Here is a 14,732-nt window from a genome sequence, read left to right on the forward strand (position 1 = left end):
TGTTTTATTTGGGACTGTCTTTCCCATTTTCATCCGGGTCCGGGGAGGTATCCGCAGACAGTTTTTTCCGTTCCCTGGCCGCCATCCGCGCCGCACGGAAGAATTCCTGGAGGTGGTGCAGGCACTCGTCTCCCAGAACGCCGGGGCGCACCTCGCACTTGTGGTTGAGGGGAGGATTGGAATCCAGCAGGTTGATCCAGCCTCCCGCGGCTCCCGTTTTGGCATCCGGACAGCCGAAGACCACGCGGTCCGGGCGGCAATGGATGATGGCCCCCGCGCACATGGGGCACGGTTCCTTGGTAACGTACAGGGTGCAGCCTTCCAGCCGCCAGTCCCCCAGCGCCTCCTGGGCCGCCGTCAGGGCGATCATTTCCGCATGGGCCGTGGCGTCCTTCAGGGTTTCCACCTGGTTCCAGCCCCGGCCGATGACGCGGCCGTCTTTCACCACGATGGCCCCGATGGGCACTTCCCCCTTCACCAGGGCTTTTCTGGATTCTTTCATGGCTTGGCGCATGAACCACTCGTCCGAACCGGGCATTTCCATCATCACGGCAGTTATCATGAACCGGACGGAGCATCTCTGGCAAGCCCTTTCTGGAAGATATTTATTGTATTTTATACAAGAAGGAGGGCATGCCGCGGAAAGGGATGGGGGTGAATGCGTTTTTGCGTTGATTCCGGGGAGAGCGTGGCATAAGTATGAACCATGAGCTTTTCAGAACCCTGTGCATTGGCCGTGGACTTCGGCGGTACGAGCATCAAAATGGGCGTGACGGCGGGGGACCGCATTCTGGCGACGGCGGACCGTATCCCCACTGCCATGTTCGAAAGCCCCCAGGCGATTATTGATACCATGATTGCCACAGCCCTCACGCTGCGCGGGCAGTTTCCCACCGCTTGTGTGATAGGGATGGGAATGCCGGGATGGTGTGATTACTACAAGGGAGTGCTTTACCAGCTGACCAACGTCCGCGTCTGGGATCATGAAGTTCCGGTGAAGGAGCTGATGGAGCAGGCGCTGGGCCTTCCCGTCGTGCTGGACAATGACGCCAACTGCATGGCGTATGCGGAATGGAAGCTGGGAGCCGGGCGCGGCATGTCCAGCCTGGTGTGCCTGACTATGGGAACGGGGATAGGCGGCGGCATTGTGGTGAACGACCGAATCTTGCGCGGCAGGCGGCTTTCCGCTGCGGAGCTGGGACAGACGAGCATTCACTATCAGGGCAAGCCCGGACCGTTCGGCAACCGCGGAGCCATTGAAGAGTACATTGGCAACAACGAACTGGCGGCGGAGGCCGTCAAGCGGTATGCCGGAGCGGGCATCACCCGGACCGTGAACGAATGCACGCCCAGGGACTTGGATGAAGCCGCCCGGGCGGGATGCCCCGTAGCCCTGCAGCTGTGGGAGGATACGGCGGAAATGCTTGCCTGCCTCATCATGAATCTGATGTATACGCTGGTTCCGGATGCCTTCATCATCGGCGGCGGCGTGGCCAAGGCCGGGGACTTGCTGATGAAACCCCTGCTGGAAAACCTCAAGGCGCAGTTGTTCCCCCTGCACATGGAGGAACTGAAAATCCTGCCCGCTAGGTTTGGAGCGGAGGCGGGGCTGCTGGGAGCCGGAGCCATGGCCATGGATGAATTCATGGGACTGGGCGTGCTGGAACGTTTTAAAGGAGAACGAGCATCGCAAGCCTTATGTTAGATTGAGCTAACATAAGGCTTGCCATTGCGGAGCCGCAGGCGTACAAGCGGAACAAGTCATGAGTACGGAACATTCCCACGAGCATTTGACAGAAGGAGCTTCCTGCTGTGCAGGAGGGTGCTGTTCCGGAAGCTGCTGCGGCTCCGGAGGCTCTATCAGGCCCGTTCCCGCCGTACTGGGACTAGTCCTGTTTGCCGCAGCCCTGGTCATGGGAAGCGATTCATGGAGCGGCGTGGCTGCCTATGCGGCCGCCTACCTGTTGATAGGCTGGGATGTATTGAAGACGGCTTTTCTGGGATTGAAGCGCGGTTTTGTGATGGATGAAAACTTCCTGATGAGTATTGCCTCCCTGGGGGCGATGTTCCTGGGAGATTACTCCGAGGCGGTGGGCGTGATGCTTTTCTACCGTGTGGGAGAGTATCTTCAGGAGCGTGCGGTGGGCAATTCCCGCCGATCCGTGAGCGAGCTGATGAATTTAAGGCCTGATGCCGTCCATGTAAAAGAGGACGGCTTTATCCGTGACGTTCCTCCCGCGGAGGTCCGGCCCGGTTCCCTGATTGAAGTGCGTCCCGGAGAACGCGTTCCGCTGGACGGCCTGGTGACGGGAGGGAACTCCGTGCTGGATACCTCCGCCATGACCGGAGAATCCCTGCCGGTGGAGGTTGGAGCCGGGGGGGCCGTGCTGGCGGGATATATCAACGGGCAGGGGGTGCTGGAAGTTCGTGCGGACCGTGACTGGCGGCATTCGGCCCTGGCCAGGGTCCAGGAGCTGGTGGAGGCCGCTTCCGGCCACAAATCCCCTTTGGAAGGGAGGCTGTCCCGGTTTTCACGCCTTTATACGCCGCTGGTGATCTCCATTGCCGTTCTGGTGTTCCTTCTTTATCCCTTCGTGACGGGTGGAAGCTGGTCGGACGGTTTGTTCCGCGCGCTGGTTCTGCTGGTGATCTCCTGCCCCTGTGCGCTGGTGCTGTCCATTCCGCTGGGCTTCTTTGCCGGGATAGGAAGGGCGGCGCGCCATGGGATTCTGCTGAAAGGGAGCAATTACCTGGATGCCCTGCGGAAGGTGAAGACGGTGGTGTTTGACAAGACGGGAACCTTAACGGAGGGCGTTTTTTTCGTGGATGAAGTGCTTCCCTGTGAGGGAGTCGCTCCGGAACAGCTGCTGTACTGGGCGGCCCACGCGGAAAGCTCCGCTTCCCATCCTCTGGGGCGTTCCATTGTGAAGGCGTATGACGGCCACCTGTTCCCGGACCGTGTGGCGGAACTGGTGGAAGTGACGGGAGGAGGCGTTTCCGCCCGTGTGGAAGGGAAGACCGTGCTGGTGGGAAAGAAGGCTTTTCTTCAGGAGGCCGGAGTAGGGACGGGGGATGAAGAGGACCGCGGCGTGACTATTTACGTAGCGCTGGACGGCGTCCTGCTGGGGAGGCTGCGCCTGTCTGACCGGATCAAGCCGGATGCGGAACAGGCGGTGAGGAAATTGCGGGAACTGGGAGTTTCCAGGCTGGTCATGCTGACGGGGGATTCCTCTTCCGCCGGTGCGGAGGTGGGGCGGAAACTGGGGCTGGACGAGGTGTTCAGCGGACTGATGCCGGCTGACAAGCTGGAGCATGTGCGCCGGTTGAAGCCTGAAACGGGGCTGCTCGCCTTTGTAGGGGACGGGATGAATGACGCTCCCTCCCTGGCGGCCTCCGACATTGGGATCGCCATGGGCGGTGTGGGTTCCGATACGGCTCTCCAGGCGGCTGACATGGTGATCATGAAGGGCGATCCCGTTTCCGTTCCCCAGGGGATGCTGCTGTCCCGGGCGACGGAGCGCATTGTCGTGCAGAATATCGTTCTGATTCTGGGCGTCAAGCTGCTGGTGATGGTGCTGGGTATTCTGGGCCTGGCCGGAATGTGGGGCGCCGTTATAGCGGATGTAGGCGTCTGCCTGCTTGCGGTGGGCAACTCCATGCGCATCTTCCGGGTAAGGCTGGGCGACTGACGGAGATGATTCTGTTCAGTCCTCCTTTTTCCGGATGAAGCCGCTCCCGGTAAACATGGTATCCATGATGTCCATGATGTCCAATGCTGCCGCGAACACCGGGAATAACAGAGAACATCCCCATAAAAAAGCCTCCGTCCCGGCAAGGGAACGGAGGCGGTAAAAACGGAAAAAGAAAGGATAAACCTTAACGCAGCCCTGTCAGCAGAAGTTCCGCATTGTTCTGCGTCTTGGAAATGTTTTGCAGGAGGGCCTGGAGGCCTTCCCATCCCGGTTTCATGGCGAGCTGGCGGCGCAGCTGCATGATTTTGACGAACTCCTGTTCATTGTACAGCCTGTCGTCATTGCGGGTGCCGCTCTGGGAGAGGGAGATGGCCGGATAAATGCGCCGTTCGGAAAGTTCCCGGTCCAGGCGTATTTCCAGGTTGCCCGTTCCCTTGAATTCTTCAAAGATCACTTCATCCATTCTGGATTCCGTATCCACCAGGCACGTGGCGATGATGGTCAGGCTGCCGCCTTCCTCCACGTTGCGTGCGGCGGAGAAGAATTTGCGCGGTTTTTCCAGGGCGTTGGAACCCAGGCCGCCGGACATGATGCGTCCGCCCGTCTGGTTGGCATTGTAGCCGCGGGACAGCCGGGTCAGGGAATCCAGCAGGATGACAACGTCCTTGCCCATTTCCACCAGGCGCTTGGCGCGCTCAATCACCAGGTCGGAGACCTGGGCGTGCCGGCGGGAAGGCTCGTCAAAGGTGGAGGCGAAAACCGGAGCGTTCACGGTTTCTTCAAAATCCGTTACTTCTTCCGGCCGTTCGTCCAGCAGAAGCACAATCAGTTCCACCTCCGGGTAATTGGCTTTAATGGAACGGGCGATTGTTTTCAGAAGAACGGTTTTGCCGCCGCGGGGCGGGGCCACGATCAGGCCGCGCTGGCCTTTGCCGAAGGGAGTCATGAGATCCAGCACGCGCATGGCGGCGGAATTGACTTCCTTGTTTTCCAAAAGAAGGCGTTCCTTGGGGAAGAGGGGGGTGAGGCGTTCAAAATCGCTGCGCGCACGGTAATCTTCCGCAGGGATGCCTTCCACACTGATGACGGAGGCGGCGGAAAGGTATTTGTCATGGGGGCGCAGTTTGCGGAGCCTGACTTTGATCTGCTGGCCTACGCGAAGGTGCAGAGGCTTGATGAGATTGCCGCCCAGATAAATGTCATCCGGAGAGGTGCGGAAACTTTTAACCGGGTCCCGCAGCATGGCATAGTTGTCCTTGGCCTGTTCCATGACGCCGGAAACGACTACTTCATGCCCTTTTGCCAGAAGCTGTTTTCCCAGTTCAAAAACCAGCTGGGACTTGGTGAGGGAAGATGCGTTACGAATGGGAAGGCCTTCTGCCATCTCCTGAAGATCGTTCAGGGGGCGTCCACGCAATTCATTGATATCCATTTGTTCCAGAACGGGAGCGGTATCTTCCTCTGCCTGCGCCGGCGGTGCCGGAGTACAGGCCGGAGCCCCGGCGTTTTGTCCGGAAGCGGTGGCCGGATGTTCCGCAGAAACCTCTTCTGGTGCGGAAAGGGCCTTGGGAGGAGTTGCCTGCGGGTCTTCTCCGGTGGGGAGGGACTTGTGGTCGAGTTCTTCAGTCATGGAAAAAATGTTGATGGAGTCTTTGGGTTTGCCGGCGGAGCAGGTCTGGCGGCCCTTCGTTCCAGAGGACGAAATCGGCTGCGGCCACTTTTTCCATGATAGGACGCTGAGCAGCCAAAATGGCTTCAATCATATCCTCACGGAATCCGTTCCTGAGAGCCAGGCGGGTTTTCTGCGTTTCCCTGGAAACGGCCACCACGCATACGGCATCCTGGTGGTAGTGCACCGATGTTTCAAAAAACAATGGCACGTCAATGACAAACCCGTCTACCGCCGTATTCTGACGCGCCGCTTTCATTTGCGCAAGACATTCTTGGTGCAGCAGGGGATGAATAATCCCTTCCAGCACCTTGCGGCTTTCCGGATTCCGGAAGACGAGCTCCCGCAGGAAATTCCTGTCCGCCCGGCCGGAGGCCTCTACGCTGGCGGGGCCGAAGGCGCTGGAGAGGCTTTCTTTCAGCCTGCCCCCGTCCAGCAGTTTGCCCGCCTCCGAATCACAGTCAAAAAGGTGCAGGCGCGGTCCTCCGGTTTCCATCAGCAGGCGGACGGCGGTGGATTTTCCGGTGGCAATTCCTCCGGTCACAATCAAGGTCTTCATCAGGGAGGGAAAACAGGGATATGTCTGGGACGCAAAGAAGCGGGTGAAAGGTTCACCCTTTCACCCGCTCCAATATGGACGTTATGCACGCCGCCTACATGGGAGGCAGCAGGCCTTCGGAAGCAGGAAGTGCGCTTTCCGGTGCAGCCGCCGTGGGAAGGGCATTGCCGCGTACGGGTTGGCCCGTGGCGTCAATGATCTGACCCGTCACGAAGATCATCAGGTTCTTCTTGATGTGGTTGTCAGAGTTGCTGCGGAAGAAGCGTCCGACGAGAGGCAGATCACCGAAGATCGGCACCTTGTCTTCCACCGTCTGCACGTTTTCCGTGATCAAACCACCGATTGCCACGGTGTGGCCGTCGTAGATGAACAGGGACGTTTCAACGGAACGCTTGGAGAAGATGGGCTGCTCAATGCGGTTTTCCGTCAGAGTCAGGGACATCGGCTTGCCGTCGGAACCAACGCCGGTGGACTGGATCGGGCTGCCGTAGTTCACGAAGCCTTCAAATTCCACGATGCTGGGCTTGAAGTTGAGGTCAATGATGTACTTGTTGTCACCAATGGTGGGCACAACTTCCAGGGTCACGCCAACGGGCTTCATTTCAAACACGCCGGGAGTGGCGGGAGTGACGGGGAAGCTGGTGACCTGGGCCGGGTTTTCGGTGCCTACAAGATCATCCAGAACGTTGTTCCGGTTGTTGTAGTTGCCGCCCCAGCTGCTCACGTTGTTGGGAAGTTCCGGCGGTTCGTATTCGGTGGGGTACCAGAATTCGCGGATGATTTCAATCTTGGCGGTTTCACCGGACTTGGCTGTTACGCTGGGAGCGGTGAGAACGTCGGAACCCTTCTTCTGGGACAGGCCGCGCATCAGCATCTGGAAGGCGCCTTCGTCATAGATGCCCGTCAGGGACATGATGCCAGGGGCCGGGTTCTTCTTGGTTGCTTCAGAACGATTGGTGCTGTTCAGCAGGTTGTCCACGGAGTTTTCGGAGATGGCATAGTCGCCCGTGCGGTTGCCGCCGGTGGCGAGACCGTTGATCAGGCCGTTGCCGTCCGTGTTGGTGTTCTTGTTGTTCACGGGCCAGCCGCTCACGCCGCCGGGAGACTGGGTGAAATCGTCGGGAATAAGGCCGGTGCCGTAGTTCGTGCCGCCGCCCAGGAAGGTGCTGCGGTCGTTGCTGACGGAGAACGGAGTGACGATCCAGTCAAAGCCGAGTTCTTCCGTGTTTTCCTGGGTCACTTCCACGAACTTGGTCATGATGCGCACCTGCTGGGATTCACCGCGGGTGTTTTCAATGAGCTGTTCGATCAGGTCCAGGTTGCCGGAGGTGTTGCGGACGACCAGGGAGGAGTTTCCGTTGACAAGGAATGCCGTGGCCCCTTCCGGGAAGCTGATGCCGCTCTTTTGAAGCAGGCTGCGGATGGAGGGCATGGGCTTGAGGCCGGAGGAGCTTTCACCGCCGCCGCCAAAGGGGTCGTCGCTGACGCCGCCGTCGCCGCCGTCACCAACAGTAGTGCGCAGGGCGGACTGGAAGCCCGGAGGTACGGAGAAGGTGCGCTGATAGAGGTCCACGTCATTGCCGCCGGCGGGAAGAATGGTGACTGCATAGTCTTCCACCTTCTGGCGAAGGCCCGCATTGCTGCAGATGAAGCGCAACACTTCCAGCATGGGAACGTTGGTCAGCTTCAGCTGGCCGATCTTGCGGGTGCGGATGCTTTCCTGGGGAGCGGCCGGAGCTACTTCCGTGACCTCTGTGGTGTCCTCGCCAAAGCCGCCGTTGTCATCGGCTGTCGGGGCTGTCGGAGTAACGGCTGCGGGCTGGGAATCGTTAATGACGAAGTTGATGCCGCGTTCGCCGTTCGGGCCTACGGTGCGGTCCAGTTCAACGGACTTCTTGCGCAGGTAGTCGATGGCGTCTTCCACGGTGGTATCTTCAAAGGAGACGGAGGGAATGATGATGCTCTTGAGCTTCATCAGGTTGGCCGTGGCTCCGTTGACGTCGGTCATCGGGGGGTTGTCTCCGTTGTCGGGACCGGTCGGAACTTCCATCGGAATGGGGCGTTCCCACATTTTGTCCACTTCCGCAAGCATGGTGCTGCGGTTTTCGTCATAGGCGGCCGCGTAATAGGCCATTCTGCGGCGGTTGACCGTTTCCATGCCGCGGCGGGCCGCCACGTTGTACGGGTCAACGGTAAGAACCTTGTTGAATTCGGCGATGGCTTTGTCATAGTCGCCGAGGTCATAGTAACCATAGGCCATGTGGAGAAGGGTGTTCACCTTTTCCACGTTCTTGACGTGCTCGGGATTGTTCGCGGGGTTCGTGCGAATCGGATCCTTCATGTATTCGAGCGTCTGCTTGGCAAGCTTGGCGCTCCGGGGATTGAGCTTGATGGCGTCCTGCAGAAGCTTGTCAGCTTCGTCATAGCGGCCCACTTTGATGTATTCCTGTGCCACGGCGATGCTGGCGTCGCCAATGTGGTTGGCGATGGCTTCCTTGCGCTGGTCATTGATCGGCGCGGCAGGCAGCAGGTTGTAAGCGGCGTTGTATTTGTCCAAGGCTTCCTTGTACTTGCCTTCGCGGTACAGGTTGCGGCCTTCGGCAAGGAGCTGCATGGCTTCCTGGGTTTGCGCTTCGCGACGGGCCATGGCAATGCGCGCTGCATCGGATTGGTAGTAACTGCCCGGTCCGGCGTAGGACGGTCCCAAGGCACTGGAGGTTCCGACGGCGCCGCCATCGCCAGCCTGCGCAAACGGGCAGGAGGCAGCAATGGCCATCAGCGCGATCAGAGAACGCTTCGGTTGATAAAGTGGTGCGTGGTCCATAGTTAGGTTCTTCTTTTTACATGTTTTTCGGATTTGTGAAGCTTTTTTTTCAGAAAAGTTTAAATCCGGGTCTATTTTTTCTTGCTCAGTGTTGTTTGTTCTCCAGTGGTTTTGTTGGCAATGGTTACGGTCTGTGTAGCATTATCAACGGTTTTCAGCGTGTAGGTCTGTTTGGTGTCTCCCGGAATCTGGAAGTCTGCACCCTCTTCCACTTCGAAGCTGGTGTCCCGCTCCGGTCCGGCGGCGATAGTAAGGTTTACTTTCTTATCAACGATGGGAATGAGGTATTTGGTGCCGCGCCTGATGGTGTAGGTTTGGCCGTTCTTGGTCGGTTTCAGGTCTTTGACGACGGCCTCCTCATCCGTTTCCACCATGTCCAGGCTGGGGTTCTTGAACTCCTTGCTGGCGACGCTGACCAGCTCGAATCTGGGCTTGTCTTTCGTGTTTTTCCGGGTTCCGAACTGGCCGTTGGGCTGGACGATGTTTCTCCACAGTTCCTGCTTGGCGCGGTTCATTCCCTTGAAGGTGAAGTCATTGCCGTCCGCTTGCGTGAATGCCAGGTAGAAGCCGAATTGCTTGATCTCGTCGACAAAAAGCTTGTTGATGAGGGGCGGATGGCTGTTCGGATCATTGGGATGCGTTTTAGCCTCGTATTCCTCCTGCACCGTGAATCCGTCGTTGTCCGGATCGCGGGTGAGGACGTCCGAGTAAACGAACTCGTTTTCCAGGCCGTTGTCCAGGAACCATTTGTTCGGAATGTTGCCGTGGATGGGAGGGCCGGAGATGATGTCAAAGGGTTCCGTTGCCCCTTCCTTGATCCAGAGATTGGGCGCTACGAAACCTACGTATTGCTGCGTTTCCTGTGCAATGGGCTTGAGTTCGTGGGAGGCGGAAAGTTCCTGATTGATTTCCGCGGCTTTTTTAATGCCGGCAGGGGGTTCAATCGTCTTTTCTGAAACCTGCGTGGTGAACTTGTACTTGTCATTCAGTCCCAGAAGGGTCAGCGTACCGTAGGCGGCTACCCCCAGGCCCAGGACGATGCCGGAAGCCAGCAGGATTTTGTCGTAGTTTTGTTTTTCAGACATGTTGAAAGTATTTGCTGCGGTTGGTTGCCGTAATTAGTCTTCAGACGTTTCCTGTGCCTTGGGCTGGTTGAAGTGGACCAGGTTCAGGGAGACCTGGACAAAGATTTGTTCCTTGCCCATGTAAGGCTTGATGACTTGCTGGATGACCGGAGCTGCGGGTTGGGCCGCTTCATCCGCCGGCCTCAGGTCCGCCGCTCCCGTGGCAGGCTGGGCGGCGGCAGGCTTGGCCGCTGCCGGGCTGGCGATGGGGGTGGGCATCATCCGTTCATTGCGGATTCTGATGGAATTGACCGTGAACAGGTACTCCTGGGAGTCCGTAATGGCGTTCATGGCCTTCAGCACGCTCTCCCGGTCGCCCTGGAAGGCGACTTCCAACGGCATGGGCGTCCATGGCGCCTGGTTGGGCTCGTCCGCTTCCTCTTCCGGGTTGCGGGCCGGGTTTTCAATAGGAAGCTGGGGACGGTACACCTTGATGAATTTGGTCAGTCCGCAATCCGTCAGCTTGTTGACGAGGGCGTTGACGGCTTTCAGTTCAAAGCCCAGTGTGGGCGCCGCCTGTACGGAGGGCGCCTGGGTGCTGTAAACCTGGAAGCCGAGCCAGGAGGAAGTGTCCGTAATCAGGATGTTCTTTTTCTTGCAGGAAGCGATCAGGGTATCCCGGAATGTTTTCAGCTCATTCTGGAACGCGGTAGGCGTGGTGGGAACCAGTGCGGAGGAGGCCAGGAAAGGCTTGTACGCCGTTTCCAGGTTGGTAACCGCCTTGGCATAGCGGTTCAGTTCCTTTTCCAGCTCTTCGTTCGATGCACGGCTTGGCGTGATTTCCGCAGCGTTGGCGGATTTAATCTCCTTGGAAGCGACGCTGATTTTCTTGTCCAGCTCACTGCGTTTGGAATTGACGATGTACCCAGTCACGGATAACCCCAGGAATAAGAGAAGCCCCACGCCTGCTACCATGGCGGCGGGCTTGTTGTCTGTAATCCAATTGCTCATAAAATGTGTCTTGTTCGGGTTGGGTAATCTTATTTGTTAAAATGCACGGGGATGGGAGTTTTTAACGGAAGCACCAGCTTGAAGGGAACAAAGGGCCCGGCTGCTGCATCTATCTTGGCGTCCTTGGCACCCAGTTCCATGATCTGGCGCGCTTCCAGCTTGGCGTCCCCATGTTTGAAAGTGAACAAGGAGTCCTTGTTTCCGTCTATTTTCGCCTGAAGTTCCTGGATGATTCTCTGTCCGCCCAGGGAGCGCCGGACAAAGCCCGTCAGACGCACGGCATTGACGCTGTAAACGGATTGATCATCGTCACTGGAGGCGTTTGCGGAGGATTCCGTCCTGATGTCATCCACCAGGGACGTGTTTTTATCCGATGTAAAGGAATCCTTGATGACGGAATAGCCCGTGATTTGGGTGGTATCCTCCGGATTGAAGTGCGCCAGCGGTTCAAAGTCCGTGAACCAGTAGGGATAGTCCTTGTGTTCCGACTGTTCCAGCAGGTGCTTGATGATGTCCGCATAACCGTAGCGCTGGAGTGTCAGCTGCTGGTAGGAGGCCAGGGTGGCGTCCAGCTTTTTCAGTTCCTGTTCCTTCTGACGCAGGGCGGATTGTTCCGACTTGATGGACGTGACGGTGGGATTGACGCCCGCGAGGGTTTCCTCCGCCTTTTTCACGCCCATGTATCCCGTCGCGGCATAGGCTGCGGCGCCGATAACGGCGATGGCGACTCCGGCGATAATGGCGGGCATCTTCTTCTGGTTGGCCCGCTTTTTGGCAATTGCCGTGGGTTCCAGGTCAATGTTGAGGGAAGCCCTGCCAACGGCGTTGACGGCGGTGCCGATCAGGCCGCCCAGGATGAAGGCTTCACGGGAGATGGTATTGACGTCCACTCCGGAACCCACTCCCACGTTGTGCATGGGGTTGAAGAAGGAAATCGGAATGCCCAGCTTGTCTTCAAGGAATTCCTTGGTGTAGGGCAGGGACGCGCCCCCTCCGCACAGGTATGCCTTGACGGGCGCGCTTCCGTTCATCTGGGCGCGGTAATGGTTGGTGGTGCGCTGGATTTCGGAAGCCAGCCGGGTCATGGCCGTGCGGATGACGGTAGCCAGGTTGGCCGTGGCGGGGTCCAGCCCTTCCGTTTGCCCGTTGCTCATGGAAACGAGTCCGCTGGTGGTCTTCAGGCGTTCGGCTTCCATGAAGGGAACGTTGAATTCACGGGCGATGGCGGAGGTGACAAAAATGCCGCCCGCGGAAATGCTGCGGGTGAAAAAGCGTCCCTGCTCGCTGTAGATCAGGTCCGTGGATTTGGCGCCGATGTCAATGAGCATCACAGGCTCCTTTTCATCCGGGTAGCTGTCCACATAAGCGTTGTACAGGGAGGTCAGCGCACAGTCCACCTTGCCGGTGGAAAGGCCGTGGGAAGTGATTTCATCATTAAGGGTGTCCAGGTCTTCCGCCTTGATGGCTACCAGGATCGCTTCACGTTCCAGTCCTTTGGCCGGGAGCAGGTGGTAGTCCCACACCACTTCATCCAGGGGGAAGGGGACATGCTGCTGGGCTTCAAAGCGGATGAGCTGTTCCACATCGGTGTCGTCCAGGGCCGGAAGCTTGACGAAGCGGATGAAAACGGATTGTCCGGAAACGGAATAGTTGACAACGCTGCCTTTGACATTGAGTTCCTGGACGAGGTCGGCGATAGCTTCCCCTATTTTCGTCAGGCGCAGGCCTTCCGCTGACGGGTCCAGCACTACGAGGCGCGTAGCATAGCGGTCCAGAATGAGAGCGTCTTTGGAGGTCTTGGAAAAGACGCCCATTGATACTCTCTGGGAACCTACGTTTAATGCGACGATTTGTCGTGAATTAGCCATGGGTGATTTCTGTTAAATAAAAGTGAGGTGAAAATGCTGATGGGACGTTATTCGCCGTCTGCCGCCGGGGTTTCCGCAGGAGTTCCGAACGGGGCGGGCGCCGGGCTGGGTGCTGTCTGTTGGCTATTGGGTCTCATGATTTCCGGATAGCGGTCATACCAGTACACGGAGAAGGGGGTTTCATCCTTGTTCAACAGGGGATAGTAGGAAGTTTCCACGATGCTGGGGGACTGAATGGCCCACCATTTTTCCATCTTGCCGCGTTCGGAGGAATAAGTGGCGACTACTTTGCCGCCGTATTCCACTACCACGCCCTGATACTTTACCCACTTGCCCCTGCCGCCTTCGGACCCGGTGATGCGTTTGACGGAGGAGGGGGAAAGATAGACAGAGGCGTACGTGGCTTCCCCTACCGGAACGTTGACGTATTTAACTTCCTTGTACAGTTTCAGGTACTGGCGGGCGCGGTCCGGGTTGACGACGGCAATATAGAATTTGAACGTCAGGGAATCAATGTAGCCGGATTTGGGCATGGGGGCGGCCTCCACCTTGAAGGGAATTTCAAAATCCGCCCACCTCTTCGGCTTCGGCAGCGGCCTGGGATCGTCCTGGGTCATGACGTTGGGAGACTGGCGCATGTACAGGGAAAGCTTTTCCAGCGTGACCTTCACCTGCATTCTGGGATTGCTGGTGGTTTGCGCCGATGCCACAGGAATGAAAAGCACCGCAGCCAGCATGGCCGTGATAGTGTTAAGGATGGATTTCATAGCACAATTCGATTCCCTGATTAGTTACACCAAAAACCGAACTGTGGCTAGCAAAAATCTCTTGTTTCTTTCCATGGAACGGGTGCGGTACATGATGCGGCGCAATCCGGAGGTTCTACCCGTGCAGTCAAGAAAAAATCATGCGGCATGGCTGCGGGCTTGACCTGGAAGGGGTGTTTTCACATGCTCGGCCCATGGCGATTGATTCGGATCTGCTGAAAAAGTTTTCAGAGGCCCATGGCATTTCAGGCCATGAGGATGAAATACGGAGCCTTGTGGTACAAGAACTTGAAGGCTGCGGGGAGTTTTCCTCCGACGGTTCCGGATGTTTGTTTTGCACCAACGGCGATTCTGGTCCCCGCGTGATGCTGGCCGCCCACATGGACGAGATCGGGTTCCTGGTGCAGAACATCACGGGAAGCGGTTTTCTGCAATTGGTGGGCATAGGCGGTTGGTGGCCGCATACGCTGTTAAGTCAGCGTGTTCTGGTGAAAACGCGTTCAGGCCGCAGCATCCAGGGCGTCATCGGTTCCAAGCCGCCCCATTTTCTGCCGGAGGGCCAGCGCAACAGCGTCATGGGCATGGAGGCCCTCTTTGTGGACGTGGGAGCTGAAAGCGCAGAACAGGTGCGGAATGAATTCGGCATTCATCTGGGGGATCCGGTAGTGCCTGACGTGAAATTCTCACCTTTGGAAAATCCCTTCCGGGTCATGGGCAAGGCCTTTGACAACCGCGCCGGCCTTTCCGTGATGATTGAAGCATTCAAGGCATTGTGCCGGGAAGGGCACCCCAATACCCTGATTGCCGCCGGCACGGTGCAGGAAGAGGTAGGCACGCGGGGCGCCAGGACGGCCGGAGTCGCCATGCGTCCGGATTGCGTGATTGTGCTGGAAGGTCCGCCCGCGGACGATACCCCTGGTTTTACGGTGGCGGATTCCCAGGGAGTTCTGGGCGGCGGCGTGCAGGTCAGGTTGTTTGATCCCACGGCCATCACTAATCCGCGACTGGCCGCCCTGGCGGAGAAAATAGCTGTGGATCAGGGCATACCCTTTCAGCTGACGGTGCGCCGTTCGGGCGGGACGGATGCCGCCGCCCTTCATCTTTCCGGCAAGGGCGTTCCCTGCATTGTCCTTGGAGTCCCGACCCGGTACATCCATGCCCATAACGGCGTGCTGGACTTGCGGGATTACCGCGCGGCAGTGGAATTAACGGTGGCGTTGGCGCGTTCCCTGGACCAGGAAACCGTGAACGCCCTTACCCATTACCTTCCCTGAAAGG

11 protein-coding genes are annotated in these 14,732 nt (G+C 58.0%); 3 read left to right on the plus strand and 8 right to left on the minus strand.

The genetic code is table 11. The features are described 5' to 3' along the window. Window positions 1-4: 4 nt before the first annotated feature. The gene (tadA, locus tag LIO64_RS12885) at window positions 5-562 is read right to left on the minus strand and encodes a tRNA adenosine(34) deaminase TadA (RefSeq protein ID WP_290549856.1); all 558 of its coding nucleotides are present in this window, start codon (window positions 560-562) and stop codon (window positions 5-7) included. A gap of 144 nt (window positions 563-706) precedes the next feature. Between tadA and LIO64_RS12890 the strand changes: the two genes are divergently transcribed. Then, the gene (locus tag LIO64_RS12890) at window positions 707-1,705 is read left to right on the plus strand and encodes an ROK family protein (RefSeq protein WP_290549857.1); all 999 of its coding nucleotides are present in this window, start codon (window positions 707-709) and stop codon (window positions 1,703-1,705) included. Between the two features lie 58 nt (window positions 1,706-1,763). Beyond that, the gene (locus LIO64_RS12895) at window positions 1,764-3,689 is read left to right on the plus strand and encodes a heavy metal translocating P-type ATPase (protein WP_290549858.1); all 1,926 of its coding nucleotides are present in this window, start codon (window positions 1,764-1,766) and stop codon (window positions 3,687-3,689) included. A 187-nt stretch (window positions 3,690-3,876) separates the two neighbouring features. Here the strand turns inward: LIO64_RS12895 and rho are convergent, their stop codons facing one another. The 7 genes from rho to LIO64_RS12930 all read right to left on the minus strand — a co-directional run bounded on the left by rho (window position 3,877) and on the right by LIO64_RS12930 (window position 13,454). Further along, entirely contained in the window at window positions 3,877-5,322 is a 1,446-nt protein-coding gene (gene rho, locus LIO64_RS12900; protein ID WP_290549859.1) for a transcription termination factor Rho, read from the minus strand. Further along, the gene (coaE, locus tag LIO64_RS12905) at window positions 5,315-5,920 is read right to left on the minus strand and encodes a dephospho-CoA kinase (RefSeq protein WP_290549860.1); all 606 of its coding nucleotides are present in this window, start codon (window positions 5,918-5,920) and stop codon (window positions 5,315-5,317) included. The genes rho and coaE overlap by 8 nt, the downstream gene beginning before the upstream one ends. 94 nt (window positions 5,921-6,014) lie before the next feature. Further along, a complete protein-coding gene (locus tag LIO64_RS12910) occupies window positions 6,015-8,744 on the minus strand; it encodes an Amuc_1098 family type IV pilus outer membrane protein (protein WP_290549861.1) in 2,730 nt (909 codons plus the stop codon). Between the two features lie 71 nt (window positions 8,745-8,815). Then, window positions 8,816-9,829 (minus strand): Amuc_1099 family pilus-like system protein, encoded by a 1,014-nt coding sequence (locus tag LIO64_RS12915; RefSeq protein ID WP_290549862.1) that lies wholly within the window; start codon window positions 9,827-9,829, stop codon window positions 8,816-8,818. 33 nt (window positions 9,830-9,862) lie between these two features. Then, on the minus strand, window positions 9,863-10,819 hold the full coding sequence (locus LIO64_RS12920) for an Amuc_1100 family pilus-like protein (protein WP_290549863.1): 957 nt from the start codon (window positions 10,817-10,819) through the stop codon (window positions 9,863-9,865). 29 nt (window positions 10,820-10,848) lie between these two features. Further along, on the minus strand, window positions 10,849-12,687 hold the full coding sequence (locus LIO64_RS12925) for an Amuc_1101 family PilM-like pilus complex protein (RefSeq protein WP_290549864.1): 1,839 nt from the start codon (window positions 12,685-12,687) through the stop codon (window positions 10,849-10,851). Window positions 12,688-12,734: 47 nt separating this feature from the next. Continuing rightward, a complete protein-coding gene (locus LIO64_RS12930) occupies window positions 12,735-13,454 on the minus strand; it encodes an Amuc_1102 family pilus-like protein (protein WP_290549865.1) in 720 nt (239 codons plus the stop codon). A gap of 194 nt (window positions 13,455-13,648) precedes the next feature. On the opposite strand from LIO64_RS12930, the gene LIO64_RS12935 reads away from it, so the two are divergent. After that, window positions 13,649-14,728: a M42 family metallopeptidase gene (locus LIO64_RS12935; RefSeq protein ID WP_290549866.1), complete on the plus strand. Its 1,080-nt coding sequence runs from the start codon at window positions 13,649-13,651 to the stop codon at window positions 14,726-14,728. Window positions 14,729-14,732: the final 4 nt, after the last annotated feature.

It is taken from the genome of Akkermansia sp. (assembly GCF_020860705.1).
Taxonomy (GTDB): domain Bacteria; phylum Verrucomicrobiota; class Verrucomicrobiia; order Verrucomicrobiales; family Akkermansiaceae; genus Akkermansia.